The organism is Anabaena sp. CCY 9402-a, from assembly GCF_963920945.1.
In the GTDB taxonomy this organism is placed as follows: Bacteria; Cyanobacteriota; Cyanobacteriia; order Cyanobacteriales; family Nostocaceae; genus Trichormus; species Trichormus minutissimus.
In genome coordinates this window covers 12,944-32,659 of sequence record NZ_CAWUDL010000075.1, presented here as the reverse complement: position 1 = coordinate 32,659, position 19,716 = coordinate 12,944, and the positions used below count along the sequence as shown (strand labels likewise).

The following is a 19,716-nucleotide window of genomic DNA, read 5'->3' as shown; positions in this document are numbered from 1 at the left end:
TATCTCCTATAATCCCTTCACAGTAAGCTTTTTATCTTTTATAGACAAGTCTAATCAGTTTGACCGATGCCTAAGCACTACCAGCTTATTGCAATCAATCCCAATTATTAATTAAGTAGAACAGGGTAAATAATTAAAGGTTTGTAGTAAGAACTTTAGTTCTCTCTGCGTTCTCTCCGTTCCCTGCGGGACGCTCCGCGAACAAAAAAGGACTAAAGTCCTCTCTACGAGACGCTACGCGAATACTACGAACTCAATCCTAGTTTTTTTACATTACTTAACGTAGTTTGTTTTTTCGAGTCGTTCTACTTACTTGGCAAATTATCTTATCCAAACCGTATTGCTCTATCACCTGTCACCTGTCACCTGTCACCTGTCACCTGTCCCCTGTCCCCTAACCAACACACCTAGTTGTTTCTAATTCCATCGCATCGGAAATAAAACACGCACCACCAAATTTATTCAAGACTAGTCGCATATTTGTCTCTACTAACTGCAACTTTTCAGGAGGAAAGAAAGCTATAACATAGACGTTATCTAACAAGGTCATAGCTAAATCATTAGTAAATTTGCCCTTAGTACCTTTACCTGCGACATCTTTAATTACACTATGACCAGGTACGCCAGATTTTTCTAAAGCCTCTAAAATCTTACTAAGTTCGACATAGTTAGCAAAGATTTCTATGCGTTTTACAGGCTGCATTATCTCAACTCCAAAATAAATTAATGCCGTATAAATACAACGGTATGCCCACAATAATATTGAAAGGAAAGGTTACAGCTAAGGCAGTGGAAACATACAAACTAGGGTTAGCCTCTGGAACTGTTAGCCGCATAGCTGCTGGTACGGCAATATAGGAAGCACTCGCACACAACACTGAAAACAACAGGCTATCACCCTGTGGCATACCAATGACTTTAGCAATTACGAGGGAAATACTGGCATTCACAATTGGGATGAGTATGGCAAAAAAGATTAAAAATACTCCGGTTTTTTGTAAATCTTTAATTCTTTTAGCGGCTAAGAGTCCCATATCTAACAAAAAGAAGGTGAGGACTCCATAAAACAAATCTTGGGTAAAGGGTTTTAATACTTCCCCTCCATGTTCGCCCGTGAGTACACCCATGATTAGGCTACCCACAAGTAAAAATACAGAACTATTAAAGCAAGCTTCTTGTATTATTTCTGACCATACAAATTCTCTCTGATTCTGCTCTTGGGTAAATAGATTGACCAAAACTAAACCAACAATGATTGCAGGTGATTCCATTAATGCCAAGGCTGCAATCATGTAGCCATCGAACGATATACCTAACTGAGTCAAGAAAGAGCTAGCAGTAATAAATGTGACTGCACTAATTGAACCATAAGTGGCTGCGATCGCAGCTGCATTGTAAGTATCTAGTTTGATCCTCAAAATAAAAAACGTATAAATTGGCACTAAACTCGCCATTAATACTGCCGCCAATAAGGTGAGGATAACTTCCTGATTCAAACCACTTTTGACTAGTTCCACACCCCCCTTAAACCCAATAGCAAAGAGAAGATACAAAGAAAACAACTTAGGTAAAGGTGCAGGAATTTCCAAATCTGACTTGAGAAATACCGCTAACATCCCCAAAAAAAAAGCCAACACAGGTGGATTCAAGATGTTCGACACTATTAAGTTGACATCCATTTCCACCACTCCTTTAAATTTATCTTAAAAATTCTGAATCAATTAAGTTTTGCATGAACTATCCGATTTGGGAATTGGGTACGGGAAATTGCACCTCCCTAGGGGACGCTACGCCAACCTAGAAAATAGGGTAGTGATCATGAGGAGCTTGCTTTCCTGCCGAAGTTTCAGCCTACCCCTAGGGTATTTTGAATTAATTTTTCACCAGTTCAATTTGTTAAATTTATACAAATTTTATGAATATCTGTATATAATGCAAGCAATTACTTGCATTCGTAAGCAACTGCTTGCATAAATGTCGAACCTGCCATTGCTAACTCTTCCAGGGATAGCACAGGCTTGCAAGATCCTATTTGATCAGACTAGCCGATTCCAGGTGGATAAAAATGTTTGACAAAAATCCCTCTTCAACATCTTGTCTCTGTGTCTGTGTGGTTAAAAAATCTTAGCCACAGATGTACGGGGAGCGCAAAGAAGAAAATACAGGGTGAATGACCCTGAAAACCAGACTCATTAGTTTACAAGCTACTACTAGTGTGTAATATTCCCAATCTCCATCCAGACAAACATTAGTTTTTAAAGATTCAATCTATAGAAAATATCTCAGTAATTTCCCTAGTTAAAATTTAAGAACGAGTGACCAAATATGTCCCATCAAGATAGTTCTCATTCCTCATTACCTGTGGAAATAGAAGATTCTCAAGCTACCGAAACTCAAGAAAGTTCTTTGGTAGAGCCAGAGAAACAATCTACACCCAGCCATAAGCAGCGTTGGCCGATGATTGTTGGCATCATTTTATTAATTGTCAGTGGTGGTTTTGGCTGGCGGTGGTGGCAAAGTAGCCTGGCGAGTAATAGCCCACCAGGGATGGCGGCGGGTCAGCCGAGGGGAATCCCTGTAAAATTAGCGACAGTAGAGACAGGAAATTTACAAGAAAGCTCTGTATTTGTTGGGACTTTAGATGCACCACGCTCAGTCGTACTCAAACCAGAGATTGATGGACGAGTCAGCCAAATTTTAGTGAAAGAAGGCGATCGCATTCAAGAAGGACAAGTAATAATTAGTCTGCAAAGTGATGATGTTCAAGCCCAGTTATTACAAGCCAAAGCCTCCCTAGAACAAGCCCGCGCCCGCCTAGCGGAACTCAAAGCAGGTACTCGCTCTGAACAAATTGCCCAAGCCAGAGCGCAGGTAGCCCAAGCTAGAGCCAGGTTAACAGATGCCCAAGGTGGAGCGCGTCCAGAAGAAATTGCTCAAGCGGAAGCACAAATTGAATCCGCGAAATCTGATGTAGAGTTAGCTCAGTCACGAGCAAAGCGATACGAACGACTTCAGACAGAGGGTGCGATTTCCCAAGATGTCTTAGAAGGATATTTGGGAGAAAAACGTAGTGCTGAAGCTAGGTTAAGAGAAGCCCAGCGACGATTAGAGCAACTTCGTAAAAGTAGAGGCTCTGATATTACCGAACTAACTGCTGCCCTAGAACAGCAAAGACAAAACCTCAGACAATTAGAAAACGGCGCACGTCCCGAAGAAATAGCCCAAGCGCGATCGCAAGTTACCCAAGCCGCTGCCCAAGTCAAATCTGCCGAAGCCCAAGTGCGTTACACCAATGTCCTAGCACCTTTTACGGGAATTGTGGGTGACATTCCCGTCCGCGTTGGTAGCTTTGTCAGCAAAGGTGATGAACTCACCACACTGACTAGAAATAGTGCTTTAGAACTAAATATATCCATTCCCCTCAACCAAGCCGCACAATTGCAGACGGGATTACCTGTGCAGATGTTAGATACCCAAGGGGAAACTACCACCACAGGTAGGATTAGTTTCATCGAACCCAACGCCAATTCCAATTCCCAAACAGTCTTAGCCAAAGCCACCTTTAGCAATGGAACAGGACAACTCATCAATCGCCAGTTAGTTCAAGCCAAAGTGATTTGGGATGAACGTCCAGGAGTGTTAATTCCCGTCACAGCAGTATCTCGCTTAGGTGGAGAAACCTTTGTCTTTGTCGCCCAAGCACCCGAAAAACCCCAACCAGACGCGCCGTCTTTAGTTGCTATACAAAAATCGGTGAAATTGGGAGCGATTGAAGGCAACAATTATCAAGTTCTAGAAGGACTAAAAGCCGGCGACAAAATTGTAGTTTCCGGCATTCTCAACCTCAGTAACGGCGCACCCATTGTTCCAGAGTCTTAGAGGTTGTTTGAAAAGTCTGTTTCTTTGTCATGTTGTAGCTTGCTTCTCCGCAGGAGTATGCAGCGTAGCGGAATGAAACATCTCAGTATGTGCCACAAAGCCTAGATTCTTTCCTGCGGAACGCTTCGTGAACCTTTCGCTCCGCTCCAGTCAGAATGACATTTTTATATCTCCTGAAACTTTTCAAACATCCTCTTAGAAGGGGGCAGGGGAGACAAGGTAGAACTTTTCCCAATCCCCAATCCCCAATCCCTAGTTATTTAATTTTGAATTTTGAATTTTGAATTTTGAATTGATTTGTCCCTAATCCCCAGTCTCCACCCCTATGTTTGTTGACTTCTTCATTAAGCGGCCAGTCTTTTCTACAGTCTGTGCGTTAATTATTCTGCTGGTGGGAGCAATCAGTATTCCCACACTACCTATTGCGCGTTTCCCAGATATTAGTCCTACTCAAATCAACGTTGCTGCTAACTACACTGGCGCAAGTGCAGAAGTAGTTGAAAGCGGTGTGACGAACATTTTAGAACGGCAAATTAACGGTGTTGAGGGAGTTAAATATATTACTTCCAGCAGTAGTAACGATGGTTCTAGTAGTATCACCGTAACTTTCGATGCCTCGCGGGATAAAGATATTGCTGCCGTCGATGTCCAAAATCGTGTTTCTGCTGCCGAAGCCCAACTACCAGATGTTGTGCAACGTACAGGAGTGCGGGTAACTAAGCAATCTAATAACATTTTGTTAGCGATCGGCTTATACACCGATAATCAGGAATATGACAATATATTTCTTAGCAACTACGCCGACCTTTACATAACAGATGCCTTAAAAAGAGTTAAGGGTGTAGGTGATGTGCGGATTTTTGGGGAACGCCGCTATGCTATGCGTTTATGGTTAGATCCCAATCGCCTAGCTAGTCGGGGTTTAACCACTGAAGATGTCACCAATGCGCTGGCGGAACAAAACTTGCAAGTTGGTGCGGGGAGAATTGGTCAAGAACCTGCACCTAAAGGACAACAATATCAACTGGATGTGCGCGCTGCTAGCCGACTGACGGATACAAAAGAGTTTGAAGAACTTGTCATCAAAACTGAAAATGATGGCACTTTAGTTAAGCTTCAAGATGTTGGTAGAGCCGAACTAGGGGCAGAAAACTACAATACATTTTTACGATTTCGTGCTAAAGATGCCGTCGGTTTAGGGATTTACCAAGTTCCTGGGAGTAACGCCTTGGATGTCGCCAAGGGAGTGAAAGAGGAAATGGCTCGATTAGCACCGAGTTTACCACCAGGCATGAAATATCAGGTAGCTTTTGATACGACAATGTTTGTCGAGGAATCATTGTCAGAAGTGATCAAGACGCTATTAATGGCAGTGGCGTTAGTGGTGCTGGTGATTTTTGTATTTTTACAAGACTGGCGCACTACCTTAATTCCGGCATTGACTATTCCTTTGGCATTAGTAGGGACATTCGCTTTTGTTAGAGTCTTTAACTTTTCGATTAATAGCTTGACCTTGTTTGGTTTGACTTTAGCATCAGGGATGGTTGTAGACGATGCGATTGTCGTCGTTGAGCAGATTAGCCGTTTTATTCAAGACAAAGGGATGAGTCCCCGCCGCGCTGCTAGTGAGTCAATGGCGGAACTGTTTGGCGCAGTCATTGCCACTTCCTTAGTATTAATGGCGGTGTTTGTGCCGGTGGCATTCTTTCCCGGAACTACTGGCGCACTATATCGACAATTTGCCTTAACCATTGCCTTCTCAATTGTCGTTTCTACGTTTTTGGCTTTGACCTTGACACCATCTTTGTGTGCTTTACTGCTGCGTCCAGGACAAAAAGCATCAGGTTGGCTGGGTCGGATGTTTGATCAGATTAATCGGGGTTTGGATTGGTTACAGCATAGCTATAGGCGATCGCTCTCCTTATTCATCCGCTTTAAAAGCATTATCATTGGTCTATTCATAGTTTCTTTGGGCTTGACAGCTTGGCTGTACACCACAGTTCCCACAGCTTTTTTACCCGATGAAGACCAAGGTTATTTCATCACTATTATTCAAGGGCCACAAGGGGTTTCTCTGCAATACACAAGTGATGTGATGGCACAGGTAGAAAAAGAAATTCTGCCACTATCTGAAGTTGTAGGAACTTTTGCTGTTGGAGGTTTTGGTTTTAGTGGTAGTACAGCCAACTCTGGGATTATCTTCACCACCTTGAAACCTTGGGCTGAACGTACCAGACCTGACCAATCAGTACAAGCAATTATTGGTAAACTGCAAGGGAAATTATTATCCATCCCAGAAGCCAGAGTTTTTCCTGTAAATCCCCCAGGAATTCAGGGTTTAGGGAACTTTGGCGGCTTTACCTTTCAACTCCAAGACCGCCGAGGGAATAGCGGCTTAGAAAATCTGGTGCAGACAATGGGGCAATTGCTCGGACGCGCCAACCAAACACCAGGATTACAAGCGGTGTTTAGTACCTTTGCTGCCAACACACCGCAGCTACTAGTAGAAGTAGACCGCAACAAAGCCAAAGCACTGCAAGTTTCCATCGATGATATTTTCAGCACCTTACAAACTGCTTTGGGTTCTCGATATGTGAACGATTTCAATTTGCAACAGCGCAATTATCGGGTGTATGTGCAAGCAGACCAACAGTTTCGCGCTAATCCCAAAGATATCGGACAATTGTATGTGCGATCGCAAACCAATCAAATGATTGCCCTCAGTAATTTAGTTAAAATTACTTCTATAGTGGGAGCGCAAACAATTAACCACTACAATCTATTCCGTTCTATAGAAATTAATGGTGCAGCCGCACCTGGGTTTAGTTCCGGGAATGCAATTCAAAAAATGCAACAAGTAGCCCAAGCAGTTTTACCTGCTGGCTATGGTTATGAATGGTCTGGTACTTCCTTAGAAGAACAAGAATCTGGTGGTTTAGCACCATTAATATTTGGTTTAGGACTAGTATTTGTGTTTTTGGTACTAGCAGCCCAATACGAGAATTACATAGATCCAATCATCATTCTTTTATCTGTACCTCTAGCAATTTTTGGCGCACTAATAGCTCAATCAATGCGAGGTTTTGCTAACGATGTTTACTGTCAAATTGGTTTGGTGATGTTGATTGGTTTGGCTAGTAAGAATGCAATTTTAATTGTGGAGTTTGCTAACCAACTAAGAGAACAAGGACTTCCCATTGCTAAGGCAGCAATTGAAGCTGCTCAAGAACGTTTACGCCCAATTCTCATGACTGCCTTTTCGACACTCATCGGTATTTTTCCCTTAACTATTGCCACAGGTGCAGGTGCGGGAAGTCGTCAATCTTTAGGAACAGCAGTGTTTGGCGGAATGCTAATCGCTACTTTTTTAAGCTTGTTTGTTGTGCCAATCTTGTATATTGTAATTAAGACAATGACTGAAAGCTTCTTTAAAGTAAATCAGAAGCCAGCATTAGAAACAGGTGCAACTTCGTTGGATAGAAAAACTGCGGCTTCAGCGACAAAAACCAATGATTAAGGGAAAGGCCATAGGGAGTAGGGAGTAAAAAATAGGGAAAGGGTAGGGGGAAGTTTTAAAATCTGACTTTTCGCTTCATGTGGAAAAGCTAACGGGAAACCTAACCCCCCTGCTTTACCCAATAGGGAAGGGGACAAAGATAAAGCCTCTCTCCTTGTAGGGAGTTACCCTGCGATTTCGAGTAGCGTTTCGTAGAAGAGCAAGCTAAGTCGAGGGGTTTTCCATATCCCGTGAAAAGTCAGGTTTGAAAATATCATCAATTATTAATAATGTTATTGGTGAACCTGCCCCTACTTAATTTGTTTAAAACTCCCATAGGACTCCTCTATTAAGTAATTAAAAAGAACTAATTACACAGATTTTTGCTCTATTTTCTGTTCCCTGTCCCCTCTCACCTGTCCCCTCTTTAACTATTTATCAGGTGTTGCTTATGACTTTCTCTTTGCCAAGACAATATTTTTACCAAGAAATTCAGCATTCGGATGAGCATATTGACTTAGCGAAAGCTGCTTTGTACATTGCCAAAGAAGAATATCCTTATATTGATATAGAAGAATACTTAAACGTCTTGGATACGATGGCAGAAGAAGTTCAAGAACGCTTACCATCTTCACGTTATCCATTGCGAATCATTCAAACTATTAATGAATATCTTTACGATGATTTAGGATTTGATGGGAATCAGAGCAACTATTATGACCCATGCAATAGCTTTTTAAATGATGTGATTGATCAACGCACAGGTATTCCTATCACAATGGCGTTGGTTTATTTAGAGATTGCCCGCCGTATAGACTTTCCGATGGCAGGTGTAGGAATGCCAGGACATTTTCTCATTCGTCCAGCAATTCCAGACATAGAAATTTTTGTGGATGCTTTCAATCGCGGCGAGGTAATATTTGCCCAAGATTGTCAAGAGAGGCTGAATCAAATGTTTCAGCAAAACGTGACTTTACGCCCGGAATTTCTAGCAACAGTGAGTAATCGTCAGTTTTTAGCGCGAATTTTAGCTAATTTGAAATATATATACCTGAGACAGCAACAGCTAGAAAAAAGCTTGGCTGTAGTAGAACGGATTTTGCTGTTATTTCCTCATGCTACTTCAGAAGTGCGCGATCGCGGTTTATTAAACTATCAACTAGGTAATTATTCTGAAGCTAAAGTAGACTTACAACAGTATCTTACTATAACTTCTGATACTGAAGACGCGGCATTGATTCGGCGGTTACTCAGTGATTTGGATAGCTGAGGGTACATTTAAATCAGTTTTTAGAAAATTATCAGATATTAAATCAGATTTATAGCGCAATACGGTTCAGTTAGTGTCAAAAACCTTAAACTGTGTAAGTTGAATTGAGGAACGTTGGCGCAGCCTTCCCGCAGGGTAACCCAACATTTCCGAAACATTTTTATTTTGAATTTTGAATTGATTTATGGGGCGCAGGTATGCTGTAGAACGCAGATTTAGTCCGGCTAAATAATTATCAGTAACATCGCGCAAAAGTTGGAATTTAATGCTACACCTGAAGCAGCCCAGGCAGAACCCAAAAACTTAAATAGCCATTAAAATATGGCAATCCATGAGGTAGTCCCGATGAACTTAATATACCGCCACGCTAATTGCTACAACCGGGGGAACTCCGGCAACGCAGTGGCTCAACTTTGCGCTTATTTCCGCCGCGCTGTACTAGTAGTTTTTACTCAGTACCCCTGCTCAACGCGACACTACTGCTAACACCATTCATTACCCTTTCTGCCTGATGCTTAAACACAATCACAGATAAATAAATATGTTTAAGGGAATCTCCACTCAGCAACTTTTTTACAGGGGCAAACAGCTGTTTAGTATTAGTTTGTTTGCTGCATATACACTTCCAGCTACCAGTACCGTTGCTGCACAGGTAGCCAAGCTCAATAATTGGCGTTTCTATCCAGACGCAGGGAAGTTAGAAATTAACCTTTCAGTCGGCAAAACACCAAATCACTTCTACCTTTCCGAACCGCCGCGCATTGTCGTTGATATTCCCGATACTAAGTTAGGTAATATCCCCACCCAACAAAATTATGCTGGTGCTGTCCAAAGAATTCGTGTTTCCCAATTAAACGCCAACGTTACCCGCATAGTTTTAGATTTAGCAACCGGAATTTATGTAGATCCTAACCAAGTCAAACTACAACCTATTTCCCCACAAAACCCAACGAGTTGGGTTTTACTTCCTTTTATTGGCGGCTCTAGACAACTGAGCAATACCAACAATTCATCAAGTAATCCTTTACCAACACAATATAACTATTTACAGTTACCCAATACCCTATCTCCAACAATTACAAGTCCACAGCAACCTTTTGTTACTGTACCTCCCCTCAATTCTAGCAATTCTGTTCAAATACAAAATTCTCCCCCATCTCCCACAAATTTCCCCACTCCGACTATCTCAACCCAACCCAAAAATCAACCCATTACTACTAATCCAGTAGTGATTGAATTTGGTCAACCTCTACCTAAATAACATGGGTATTGGGGACTAGGAATTTTAGATTTTAGATTTTGGATTGGATAATCTAAAATCCACTCATTGCAAATCTACTCATTGAAAAGCTGGGGACTGGGGATTAGGGACTAGGGAGAATAACCATTACCTGTCACCTGTCCCTTGTCACTTGTTCCCTGTCACCTGTCACCTGTCACCTGTCACCTGTCACCTGTCACTTGTTCCCTGTCACCTGTCACCTGTCACCTGTCACCTGTTCCCTTCACTTCTAAAATCTTTCCGTTTCCTGTTGTGGTGCAACTGCTCCTGGTTGAGACAAGAAGAAATTTTGTCCTGCTTCATTCTGATAAATACATCTAATATCAGGTTTTTCACTGTCTAAACTACCAGTAAAACCAAAAGTATTCAGGCGATTTTTACATTCTCTCACCTGGCTAGATGTCACGAGCTTGCGTTGCTCTAGAATTGCCCAGTTGTTTTGACGGATTACGCATCCAGGACGCATACTTGGTTGGGCAACATAGACATTAAATGGGTTGAGAGTAACGAATAATCGAGCGTCCATTACCATTGAACTTGCTCCATACTGTACGCAAATCTCAGGATTCGGTGCTTTAGTATCAATAAATTCACGCGAAGCCACATTGGATGGAGTTAACGTAGTTGTGGAACTAAAAGCAATCCCGATTCCAATTCCCAGAATCAAAACCCCACCCAAAATGGCAATAGTGGTGAAGTTAAACATGGAGGATTGGAAACCAGAAGGTTTAGATGTAGTAGCCGATCTACCAGTTGATTTACGTCTCATTTGTGCCTATTAACCTTCACGCCTGAAAAAGCCGATAGTATCTCCCTATTTTAGTATGCCGATTTGTAACTATATTTGCCCGCAACTTTCTGGACAAATATTTGGTGTGAAAAACTGAGTATGGGGCATTGGACGATTCAATGAGTCGCTCTTTCATAAATTCGCTCACCAACAAGACTAGCTGCAAACAAATTTTTTCCAAGTTGTTCTATCTTCTCAGTCAACAAAACGCTAATCTGACTGGGTAAGCGGATAAAAAGCAACGATGACTCAAACTTCTAACATTCGTAAGTTGTTGATCGATGGCAAACTAGGTTTACTACCTTATTTAGATCAACGCCTCAGCGACATTGAACAAACTCTAAAGCAGCAAAAAAATCTGCAACTACAGCCTTATGATGTCCAGTTAGGTGGCTGTAATACTTTGGCAGCGAACGAACCTAGACCAGCAATTACCCAGTCAGTTTCTCTAAAATTTATCCTTACTGGCAATACTCAGGATAAATTAGAACTATTACTTTTAGCTTCCGAATTGCAAAATGATCTAGATGCAGCCATTTTCGAGTGGAGTAACCGCGAGTGGCATCAGTTTGAGAAACCGTTGAAGCGTCCAGTAACACAAATTACAGGCGGTTTAGATTACGAAGTTTTAGACAAACCTAATCCTTTGGCTCAGATTACCATTTATCGAGAATTTGATTTAATCTACCCAGTCGGGTTTTGAAAAAAATATAGGTTTTGCTCATCAATATTTGAGTGTTACATCAAAAAATTAGGCGATCGCAGTTTGCCTAATACATTGCAAAAGCGATCGCCCAAATCTTATCTCAGACAGTCAACCAGTGAGTGCTGAGTGCTGAGTAGTGAGTAGTGAGTAGTGAGTAGCTAGGCATTGTATTTTTCTCCCTCTGCTCCCCCTGCTCCCCCTGCTTTCTTTTCCCCAGTCCCCAATCCCCAAAAACTAAACAGCCTGATAACTTGCAGAGAAAGTATCTTTGAGAGGCCGCCAACGGAAAGAGCGATCGCCACCTCTTTCTACGACTACTTTCACTTTTGGCTCTAAACTAGGCAGAGTCGTCAAAAATTCAACTTCCTGATCAGAAAGGATATGTCCTTCAATAATCCACAACACCAACCCTTTAGACTTTGGTGGTAACTGCTCTAGTTGGTAATTAACAATTGGTGGTAAATAGTAGACATTACCCACTGCTGCACCGTTACCAGAACTTTTTTTCCCAAGGTGGGGAGGTCTGACACCGTGAACTCCTGTAAGATAAGCGGCAACATCACCCAATCCCCTAGCAGTCATGGGTAGAGTCACATAGCCAGCAGCACGCAGACGACGGCGATACCGACCTTCAAAACCCCCTTCTAAGGGTACATAAACCCCTAAAGAACCAAATTTTTCCAGATTGCGCTTGAAACCGTTGCCAGTGGTAATTAGTGCCATAAATTTTGCGTATGATTGTCCTATCCCACTTTGATATCTCTATTATTGACCCTGAAGTGATAGATCAAGTTAGATCACAAAGCTTATGCTTTAGATTAAGCTAAACTCAATTTTATCAAGAAAGGCAGAGTGTAGAAAGCTGAGGAGACAAAGAAAACGTTTTTACCCAATGCCCAATGATACTAGTCTTGTAAAAATTAATCTTTAATTTTCTAGACAAAGATTAGTCTATAGTATATAGTATTAGATTGTGACCATTTGTGCTGATTAAGCTGCCACACAGTCAATATTTTGAGCGATCGCTAGCGTGAAAAGTTAACGAAAAGCTTCACCAGGAAAACAACCAGGTTGAAACAGCTCAAAGACTGGTAAACTTAGAAAGCTTTTAGGTCAAGCTCAGGGTAAAAAGCTCAAAAACAAAGCCCACCCTCATCACGAGGCTACACACACTCCTGTAGTCATAAAGGATAATGAAAACCTAACACTCAAGGTTGGATTTGTTCAGTGAATGAAAAGCTGAGTAGTGATGTTAGCTGGATGACATTACATTAGTCTCAGTAGAAAGGATACTGAGCGGCAAAAGCTGCTTAAGTCCAACTGAGCCAGGGCAGTCGCGCCAAATCGGGAGACCCGTTAATCGCGCTGCCTCCAGAAAGTGCCTAAGCAACTGCTGGGACGAAAGCGTTGCTGCACAAAGTGCAAAGCTCTAAAGCATTGCCTTGATACCAGAAGTTATTCCTTCTTTCAAGAAGGCACTTGTGGCTGTGCTGGTGAAAGAGTGAGTGCAACTGAATAAAATCACCAAACAGTAACAACACAGCTTGTTGTGTCCGGGAGGATCGACAGCAGCAAAAACTGCTTTCGACTCTGAGATTCGTCCATCGTCACCGATACTTACATAGTGTGTGTTTAAAAACCCAATTTCAAGGTCAGCAAGTAGAAAGGAGAGCCAGTTACCGTGTCTGTAGGCATTCTCGGCACAAAACTGGGCATGACCCAAGTCTTTGATGAAGCAGGAGTAGCAATTTCTGTCACCGTCGTCCAAGCAGGTCCATGCGTAGTTACCCAAATTAAAACGAAACCAACCGACGGATACACAGCTATTCAAGTTGGTTATAAAGAAGTTAAGCCCAAAGCACTAAACAGACCATTGCTGGGTCACTTAGCTAAATCCTCAGCCCCAGCATTACGGCATCTGAAAGAGTATCACACAGAAAGCCCTAGTGATTATGCTTTAGGTCAAGAGATTAAAGCAGATATGTTTAGTGCGGGTCAAATTGTAGACGTTATCGGTACAAGTATTGGTCGGGGCTTTGCAGGCAACCAAAAGCGGAATAACTTTGGTCGTGGACCAATGTCACATGGTTCTAAAAACCATAGAGCTCCAGGTTCGATTGGTGCAGGTACAACCCCAGGTCGTGTTTATCCAGGTAAACGGATGGCAGGGCGTTTAGGCGGTACTCGCGTCACAATTAGCAAACTAACCGTAATAAAAGTAGATACTGACCGCAATATATTGCTCATCAAAGGAGCAGTTCCTGGGAAGCCTGGAGCATTGCTAAATATTGTGCCAGCCAACATAGTTGGCAAGTAGTGCTGAGTCTTAACTGTTGACTGTTGACTGACTTCAGACTATGGACAAACGACAAAGGACACAAAGATGGTTGAAAGTGTAGTTAAAAATTGGCAAGGAGAAGAAGTTGGACAAAAAGAGTTCAACTTGCGTATTGCCAAAGAAGAAACGGCGGTTCATATTGTCCACCGCGCCCTAGTAAGGCAAATGACCAACTCTCGCCAAGGAACTGCCAGCACCAAAACGCGTGCGGAAGTTAGAGGTGGTGGTCGCAAACCCTGGCGGCAAAAAGGCACAGGTCGCGCTCGTGCAGGTTCTATTCGTTCACCATTGTGGCGTGGTGGTGGTGTAATCTTCGGGCCTAAACCCAGAGATTTCAACCTAAAAATGAATCGGAAAGAACGGCGGTTAGCATTGCGGACAGCCCTAGTCAGCCGTGTAGACGACTTGATTGTAGTAGAAGAATTTAATAACGAGTTATCCCGTCCTAAGACTCAAGAGTTGGTAGCAGCCCTAGCCCGTTGGGGTGCAGCACCAGAAAATAAGACACTATTAATTTTGTCTGAGTTTACTAAAAACGTTTACTTGTCAGCCCGCAACGTAGAAAATCTCAAACTCATTCCTGCTGACCAACTAAATGTTTACGATATGCTACACGCTGACAAGATTGTCATCACAGCATCAGCTTTAGATAAAATTCAGGAGGTCTACAATGCCTAAGTTTGACCCCCGCAACCTGCCTGATTTAATCCGTCGCCCCATCGTTACCGAAAAAGCGACCATTCTTATGGAACAAAACAAATATACCTTTGAAGTTGTTCCTAAAGCCGATAAGACACAAATTAAAGCGGCAATCGAAGACTTATTTCAGGTAAAGGTTGTAAAAGTAAATACCGCACTACCACCCCGCAAAAAAAAGCGCGTTGGTAAATTCATTGGTTTTAAGCCCCAATATAAAAAAGCGATCGTCACAGTCGCAGCTGGGGATGTAGACAAAATTAGACAAGTATTATTCCCAGAGGTCTAAGATATTATGGGTACTCGTTCTTATCGTCCTTATACCCCCAGTACCCGCCAAGTTACCATCTCTGACTTTGCGGAAATTACTAAAACCGAACCAGAAAAGTCACTCACGGAATATAAACACCGTGCCAAAGGTCGGAACAACCAAGGGCGGATTACTAGCCGTCGTCGGGGTGGCGGACACAAGAGACTTTATCGAATCATTGATTTTAAAAGGGATAAACGTAACATCCCAGCCACACTCATAGCTATTGAATACGATCCCAACCGTAACGCGCGGATTGCCCTGCTATCTTATGAAGATGGTGAAAAACGGTATATCCTGCACCCAAATGGGTTGAAAGTAGGCACAACAGTCATTGCTGGTCCAGAATCTCCCTTTGAAGATGGCAATGCTTTACCTTTAGCTAACATTCCTTTAGGTACTAGCGTTCACAACGTAGAATTAATCGCTGGTAAAGGCGGTCAAATTGTACGTGCTGCTGGTGCTACCGCGCAAGTTGTAGCTAAAGAAGGTGATTATGTCACACTCAAGTTACCTTCGGGAGAAGTTCGTATGATTCGGCGTGAATGTTACGCCACCATCGGACAAGTAGGTAACACCGATGCTAGAAACCTGAGTGCAGGTAAAGCTGGGAGAAACCGTTGGAAAGGTCGCCGTCCCAAAGTTAGAGGTAGCGTGATGAACCCTGTAGATCACCCACATGGTGGTGGTGAGGGTAGAGCGCCTATTGGTAGATCAGGTCCTGTGACTCCTTGGGGTAAACCAACATTGGGTGCTAAGACACGTAAACCCAAGAAAGCTAGCAGCAAATTGATTGTCCGTCGTCGTCGTAAATCTTCTAAACGCGGACGTGGTGGTCGGGAGTCCTAGAATTTTAGATTGGAAATTTTGGATTTGAGATTGGGTCTGTTGGTCAAGCATTAATGATTTTGTGAACGCCCTCTGAGACACCTATTTATCCGAAATTCTAAATCCGAAATTCTAAATCCGAAATTCTAAATCCAAAATCCAAAATTGCACTATGGGTCGTTCTCTTAAAAAAGGTCCTTTTATTGCGGATCATTTGTTAAGCAAAATTGAAAAACTGAATGCTAAAAACGAAAAACAAGTTATTAAAACTTGGTCGCGAGCTTCAACAATTTTGCCCGAAATGGTAGGCCACACCATCGCAGTTCACAACGGGCGACAACACGTACCCGTATTTATTAGTGACCAAATGGTGGGGCATAAGTTGGGAGAATTTGCTCCCACACGCGCCTACAGAGGCCATGGCAAAAGTGACAAAAAAGCGGGGAGATAGTCATTAGTCATTAGTCATTAGTCATTAGCTGAAGACGCATGACAAATGACCAATAACCAATGACCAAAATGGAGAAACATATGGCTACTGATACTACTGAAGTAAAGGCGATCGCCCGTTTTATACGCATCTCTCCCTACAAAGTACGTCGCGTACTTGATCAAATTCGGGGTCGCTCCTATAGAGAGGCACTGATTATCTTAGAATTTATGCCCTATCGAGCCACTGAGCCTGTGCTGAAGCTCCTGAGAAGTGCTGCTGCTAACGCCGAGCATAATGCAGGATTAGATCGCACTCAATTAGTGATTACTAAGGCATTCGCCGATCAAGGACCAGTACTAAAACGTTTCCAACCTAGAGCGCAAGGTAGAGCTTACCAAATTCGCAAACCAACGTGTCATATCACCTTAGCTGTAGCAGCTGATGCTAACGCTAAGTAATTTATATACACATAAAATTGCGTAAAGTAAGAAATTTTAGAGGAAACATTTGTGGGACAGAAAATTCATCCAGTTGGCTTTCGTCTGGGAATTACCCAAGAACACCAATCACGTTGGTTTGCCGAACCCGATCGCTATCCAGAACTCTTACAAGAAGACTACAAACTCCGTAAATACATAGAGCAAAAATTGGGTAGATACGCTCAAAACAATGCTGGTATTTCCGAAGTACGGATTGAGAGGAAAGCAGATCAAATTGATCTAGAAGTACGTACTGCTCGCCCAGGGGTAGTAGTAGGTCGTGGTGGTCAAGGCATTGAAGCATTGCGGACAGGACTACAAGATTTGCTCGGTGGTCATCGTCAAATCCGCATCAACGTAGTGGAAGTCCAAAAAGTTGATGCTGATGCCTACTTGATTGCTGAATATATTGCTCAACAACTAGAACGCCGTGTTTCCTTCCGTCGGGTAGTGAGACAAGCAATTCAACGCGCTCAACGTGCAGGTATTCAAGGCATTAAAGTGCAAGTCGGTGGTCGGCTCAACGGTGCAGAAATTGCCCGAACCGAGTGGACTCGTGAGGGTAGAGTACCCCTCCATACCTTACGGGCTGACATTGACTACTCTTACTGCACAGCCAAAACCGTTTACGGCATTTTGGGGATCAAAGTGTGGGTATTCAAGGGAGAAATTATTCCTGGACAGGAAGAAGCCCCATCCCAACCAACAACTCGTGAACCTCGCCGCCGTCAACAACAGCGTCGTCGTCAGCAGTTTGAAGACCGTTCTAATGAAGGATAAAAGGGGACTGGCGACTGGTGACTGGTGACTGGGCAAAAAACCGCACCCAATCCCTCATCCTTAATCCCCAATCCCTCATCCCTAATCCCTAGTAAAAGTCATGTTAAGTCCTAGAAGAACTAAATTCCGCAAACAACAGCGCGGACGGATGGGCGGTTTAGCCCACCGTGGGAGTACCCTCAACTTTGGAGATTTTGCACTCCAAGCTCAAGAACCAGCTTGGATCACCTCTAGACAAATCGAGGCTTCCCGTCGAGCAATGACACGCTACATCCGCCGGGGTGGTAAAATCTGGATTCGGATTTTCCCAGATAAACCCGTAACAATGCGTCCGGCTGAAACCCGGATGGGTTCAGGTAAGGGTAATCCAGAGTTTTGGGTAGCAGTAGTTAAGCCAGGGCGGATTTTGTTTGAAATCGCCGGGGTTACTGAAGAAATAGCTCGTGAAGCCATGCGTTTAGCGGCATACAAGCTACCCATCAAGACCAAATTTATTGTGCGATCTCAAGTAGAAGTAGAGGAGCAGGAGTAGGTTATGCCTCTTCCCAAAATTGCAGAAGCTAGAGAATTAAGTGACGAAAAGCTGGCTGAGGAAATTACCGCCGTCAAAAGACAACTGTTTCAGTTGCGCTTGCAAAAGGCCACCAGACAGTTAGAAAAACCCCACCAGTTCCGCCATGCTCGCCATCGCCTAGCCCAACTACTAACAGTAGAAGGAGAAAGGAAACGGGCAGCAAGTCAACCGCCTCAAGAAGAAAAGTAGGAGATTATGGCAATCAAAGAACGAGTTGGCTTGGTAGTGAGCGATAAAATGCAAAAAACAGTGGTTGTTGCCATTGAAAACCGCGCTCCCCATCCCAAGTACGGCAAGATTGTAGTCAAAACTCGCCGCTATAAAGCTCACGATGAAGAAAATAAGTGCAAAGTGGGCGATCGCGTGCGGATTCAGGAAACTAGACCCCTGAGCAAAACCAAACGCTGGCAAGTGGCAGAAATCCTCAACACTAAAGCTACAACTTGATAGTTGTGCATAAGGGAGACCAATTGTGATTCAACCCCAAACTTACCTGAATGTGGCAGATAATAGCGGCGCACGCAAACTGATGTGTATTCGTGTTTTAGGCGCGGGTAACAGACGTTATGGTTTTGTGGGCGACAGAATTATCGCCGTTGTTAAAGATGCTATTCCTAACATGGCAGTCAAAAAATCTGATGTTGTCGAAGCTGTGATTGTTCGCACCCGCCACAACATCAGTCGTGATAGCGGTATGAGCATTCGCTTTGATGATAACGCTGCCGTCATCATCAACAAAGATGGTAATCCCAGAGGCACACGGGTATTTGGCCCAGTAGCACGGGAACTACGCGAAAAAAGCTTTACTAAAATCGTTTCTCTTGCTCCGGAGGTGCTGTAATGGCCAACCAAAAGGATCAACCCAGATTCCAGAAAATGCACGTCAAAACTGGTGACACAGTGCAGATAATTGCGGGCAAAGATAAAGGCAAAGTTGGCGAAGTGATTCAAGCACTGCCTCAACTAAGCAAAATCATTGTCAAAGGTGTCAATATTAAAACCAAGCACGTCAAACCCCAACAAGAAGGGGAATCAGGGCGGATTGTTTCTCAGGAAGCTCCGATTCATAGCTCTAACGTGATGCTTTATTCCACGAAGCAAAACGTTGCTAGTCGTGTTTGTTACACTTTCACATCCGAAGGGAAGAAAGTCAGAAAACTCAAGAAAACTGGTGAAATTCTCGATAGCTAGAGAATTTACCGACTTGAGATTTTAGATTGTAAATTTAATCTCAAATCTAAAATCTGAAATTAAAGTGTCCCTGACCAAGACCAGGGAAAATCAGGACAAAAAACTATGGCGACAACAAGACTCAAAACCTTATATCAAGAGACAATCGTCCCCAAACTGATTAATCAGTTTGAATACACCAACGTTCATCAAGTGCCAAAGTTGGTGAAAGTAACTATTAACAGAGGTTTGGGAGAAGCGGCTCAAAATGCTAAGTCCCTAGAAGCGTCCTTAAACGAAATTGCGGTGATTACTGGCCAAAAACCAGTGGTGACAAGAGCGAAAAAAGCGATCGCTGGCTTCAAGATTCGTCAGGGTATGCCTGTTGGTATCATGGTGACACTTAGAGGCGAGAAAATGTATGCCTTTTTCGACCGATTAATTAGCTTGACACTGCCTAGAATTAGAGACTTTCGCGGTATCAGCCCCAAAAGCTTTGATGGACGCGGTAACTATACTCTCGGCGTCAGAGAACAGTTAATCTTTCCAGAAATCGAATACGATAGCATCGATCAAGTCCGTGGTTTAGATATTTCCATTATCACCACAGCGAAAAACGACGAAGAGGGACGCGCTTTACTTAAAGAATTTGGAATGCCCTTTCGCGATCAATAAGTTCATCTAA

General features: G+C 43.0%; 23 protein-coding genes. 18 read left to right on the top strand and 5 right to left on the bottom strand.

Annotated features, from left to right (window positions below; translation table 11 throughout):
* Positions 1 to 394 precede the first annotated feature (394 nt).
* Positions 395 to 703 carry a P-II family nitrogen regulator gene (locus tag ACM0OR_RS22715; protein ID WP_190707411.1) on the bottom strand — a complete coding sequence of 103 codons (309 nt, stop codon included), beginning with the start codon at positions 701 to 703 and terminating at the stop codon, positions 395 to 397.
* A 4-nt stretch (positions 704 to 707) separates the two neighbouring features.
* The gene (locus tag ACM0OR_RS22710; RefSeq protein ID WP_323266833.1) at positions 708 to 1,679 is read right to left on the bottom strand and encodes a sodium-dependent bicarbonate transport family permease; all 972 of its coding nucleotides are present in this window, start codon (positions 1,677 to 1,679) and stop codon (positions 708 to 710) included.
* A 646-nt stretch (positions 1,680 to 2,325) separates the two neighbouring features.
* Between ACM0OR_RS22710 and ACM0OR_RS22705 the strand changes: the two genes are divergently transcribed.
* The 3 genes from ACM0OR_RS22705 to ACM0OR_RS22695 all read left to right on the top strand — a co-directional run bounded on the left by ACM0OR_RS22705 (position 2,326) and on the right by ACM0OR_RS22695 (position 8,645).
* A complete protein-coding gene (locus tag ACM0OR_RS22705; protein ID WP_414578845.1) occupies positions 2,326 to 3,879 on the top strand; it encodes an efflux RND transporter periplasmic adaptor subunit in 1,554 nt (517 codons plus the stop codon).
* A gap of 325 nt (positions 3,880 to 4,204) precedes the next feature.
* Entirely contained in the window at positions 4,205 to 7,396 is a 3,192-nt protein-coding gene (locus ACM0OR_RS22700; protein ID WP_414578844.1) for an efflux RND transporter permease subunit, read from the top strand.
* 430 nt (positions 7,397 to 7,826) lie between these two features.
* Positions 7,827 to 8,645 carry a SirB1 family protein gene (locus ACM0OR_RS22695; RefSeq protein ID WP_414578843.1) on the top strand — a complete coding sequence of 273 codons (819 nt, stop codon included), beginning with the start codon at positions 7,827 to 7,829 and terminating at the stop codon, positions 8,643 to 8,645.
* 66 nt (positions 8,646 to 8,711) lie between these two features.
* Here the strand turns inward: ACM0OR_RS22695 and ACM0OR_RS22690 are convergent, their stop codons facing one another.
* A complete protein-coding gene (locus tag ACM0OR_RS22690; protein WP_414578842.1) occupies positions 8,712 to 8,897 on the bottom strand; it encodes a hypothetical protein in 186 nt (61 codons plus the stop codon).
* Positions 8,898 to 9,186: 289 nt separating this feature from the next.
* On the opposite strand from ACM0OR_RS22690, the gene ACM0OR_RS22685 reads away from it, so the two are divergent.
* The gene (locus ACM0OR_RS22685; protein ID WP_414578841.1) at positions 9,187 to 9,906 is read left to right on the top strand and encodes an AMIN domain-containing protein; all 720 of its coding nucleotides are present in this window, start codon (positions 9,187 to 9,189) and stop codon (positions 9,904 to 9,906) included.
* Positions 9,907 to 10,156: 250 nt separating this feature from the next.
* On the opposite strand, the gene ACM0OR_RS22680 is transcribed toward ACM0OR_RS22685, so the two are convergent.
* Positions 10,157 to 10,696: a DUF3172 domain-containing protein gene (locus ACM0OR_RS22680; protein WP_414578840.1), complete on the bottom strand. Its 540-nt coding sequence runs from the start codon at positions 10,694 to 10,696 to the stop codon at positions 10,157 to 10,159.
* Between the two features lie 265 nt (positions 10,697 to 10,961).
* Here ACM0OR_RS22680 and ACM0OR_RS22675 point away from each other — a divergent pair, with 265 nt between their 5' ends.
* Positions 10,962 to 11,420 (top strand): hypothetical protein, encoded by a 459-nt coding sequence (locus tag ACM0OR_RS22675; protein WP_190707435.1) that lies wholly within the window; start codon positions 10,962 to 10,964, stop codon positions 11,418 to 11,420.
* Between the two features lie 237 nt (positions 11,421 to 11,657).
* Here ACM0OR_RS22675 and ACM0OR_RS22670 read toward each other — a convergent pair whose 3' ends face one another.
* A complete protein-coding gene (locus ACM0OR_RS22670) occupies positions 11,658 to 12,146 on the bottom strand; it encodes an NAD(P)H-quinone oxidoreductase subunit N (RefSeq protein ID WP_190707438.1) in 489 nt (162 codons plus the stop codon).
* Positions 12,147 to 13,104: 958 nt separating this feature from the next.
* On the opposite strand from ACM0OR_RS22670, the gene rplC reads away from it, so the two are divergent.
* The 13 genes from rplC to rplE all read left to right on the top strand — a co-directional run bounded on the left by rplC (position 13,105) and on the right by rplE (position 19,706).
* Positions 13,105 to 13,740 carry a 50S ribosomal protein L3 gene (gene rplC, locus ACM0OR_RS22665; RefSeq protein ID WP_190707441.1) on the top strand — a complete coding sequence of 212 codons (636 nt, stop codon included), beginning with the start codon at positions 13,105 to 13,107 and terminating at the stop codon, positions 13,738 to 13,740.
* 66 nt (positions 13,741 to 13,806) lie between these two features.
* Entirely contained in the window at positions 13,807 to 14,439 is a 633-nt protein-coding gene (gene rplD / locus ACM0OR_RS22660) for a 50S ribosomal protein L4 (protein ID WP_414578839.1), read from the top strand.
* Entirely contained in the window at positions 14,432 to 14,746 is a 315-nt protein-coding gene (locus ACM0OR_RS22655; protein WP_190707447.1) for a 50S ribosomal protein L23, read from the top strand. Before rplD ends, ACM0OR_RS22655 begins: the two co-directional genes overlap by 8 nt.
* Positions 14,747 to 14,752: 6 nt before the next feature.
* On the top strand, positions 14,753 to 15,616 hold the full coding sequence (gene rplB / locus ACM0OR_RS22650) for a 50S ribosomal protein L2 (protein ID WP_190707449.1): 864 nt from the start codon (positions 14,753 to 14,755) through the stop codon (positions 15,614 to 15,616).
* 151 nt (positions 15,617 to 15,767) lie between these two features.
* Entirely contained in the window at positions 15,768 to 16,046 is a 279-nt protein-coding gene (rpsS, locus tag ACM0OR_RS22645; protein WP_190707452.1) for a 30S ribosomal protein S19, read from the top strand.
* Positions 16,047 to 16,126: 80 nt separating this feature from the next.
* Positions 16,127 to 16,486, top strand: coding sequence for a 50S ribosomal protein L22 (rplV, locus tag ACM0OR_RS22640; protein WP_190707455.1), 360 nt, complete (start codon positions 16,127 to 16,129; stop codon positions 16,484 to 16,486).
* Positions 16,487 to 16,537: 51 nt separating this feature from the next.
* The gene (rpsC, locus tag ACM0OR_RS22635; RefSeq protein ID WP_190707458.1) at positions 16,538 to 17,287 is read left to right on the top strand and encodes a 30S ribosomal protein S3; all 750 of its coding nucleotides are present in this window, start codon (positions 16,538 to 16,540) and stop codon (positions 17,285 to 17,287) included.
* 100 nt (positions 17,288 to 17,387) lie between these two features.
* Positions 17,388 to 17,819: a 50S ribosomal protein L16 gene (rplP, locus tag ACM0OR_RS22630; RefSeq protein ID WP_190707460.1), complete on the top strand. Its 432-nt coding sequence runs from the start codon at positions 17,388 to 17,390 to the stop codon at positions 17,817 to 17,819.
* A gap of 3 nt (positions 17,820 to 17,822) precedes the next feature.
* Positions 17,823 to 18,050, top strand: coding sequence for a 50S ribosomal protein L29 (gene rpmC / locus ACM0OR_RS22625; RefSeq protein ID WP_190707463.1), 228 nt, complete (start codon positions 17,823 to 17,825; stop codon positions 18,048 to 18,050).
* 6 nt (positions 18,051 to 18,056) lie between these two features.
* The gene (rpsQ, locus tag ACM0OR_RS22620) at positions 18,057 to 18,308 is read left to right on the top strand and encodes a 30S ribosomal protein S17 (protein ID WP_103140480.1); all 252 of its coding nucleotides are present in this window, start codon (positions 18,057 to 18,059) and stop codon (positions 18,306 to 18,308) included.
* Positions 18,309 to 18,333: 25 nt separating this feature from the next.
* Positions 18,334 to 18,702 (top strand): 50S ribosomal protein L14, encoded by a 369-nt coding sequence (rplN, locus tag ACM0OR_RS22615; protein ID WP_190707466.1) that lies wholly within the window; start codon positions 18,334 to 18,336, stop codon positions 18,700 to 18,702.
* Positions 18,702 to 19,052: a 50S ribosomal protein L24 gene (gene rplX / locus ACM0OR_RS22610; RefSeq protein WP_190707469.1), complete on the top strand. Its 351-nt coding sequence runs from the start codon at positions 18,702 to 18,704 to the stop codon at positions 19,050 to 19,052. The genes rplN and rplX overlap by 1 nt, the downstream gene beginning before the upstream one ends.
* 105 nt (positions 19,053 to 19,157) lie before the next feature.
* Positions 19,158 to 19,706: a 50S ribosomal protein L5 gene (gene rplE / locus ACM0OR_RS22605; RefSeq protein WP_190707472.1), complete on the top strand. Its 549-nt coding sequence runs from the start codon at positions 19,158 to 19,160 to the stop codon at positions 19,704 to 19,706.
* Positions 19,707 to 19,716: the final 10 nt, after the last annotated feature.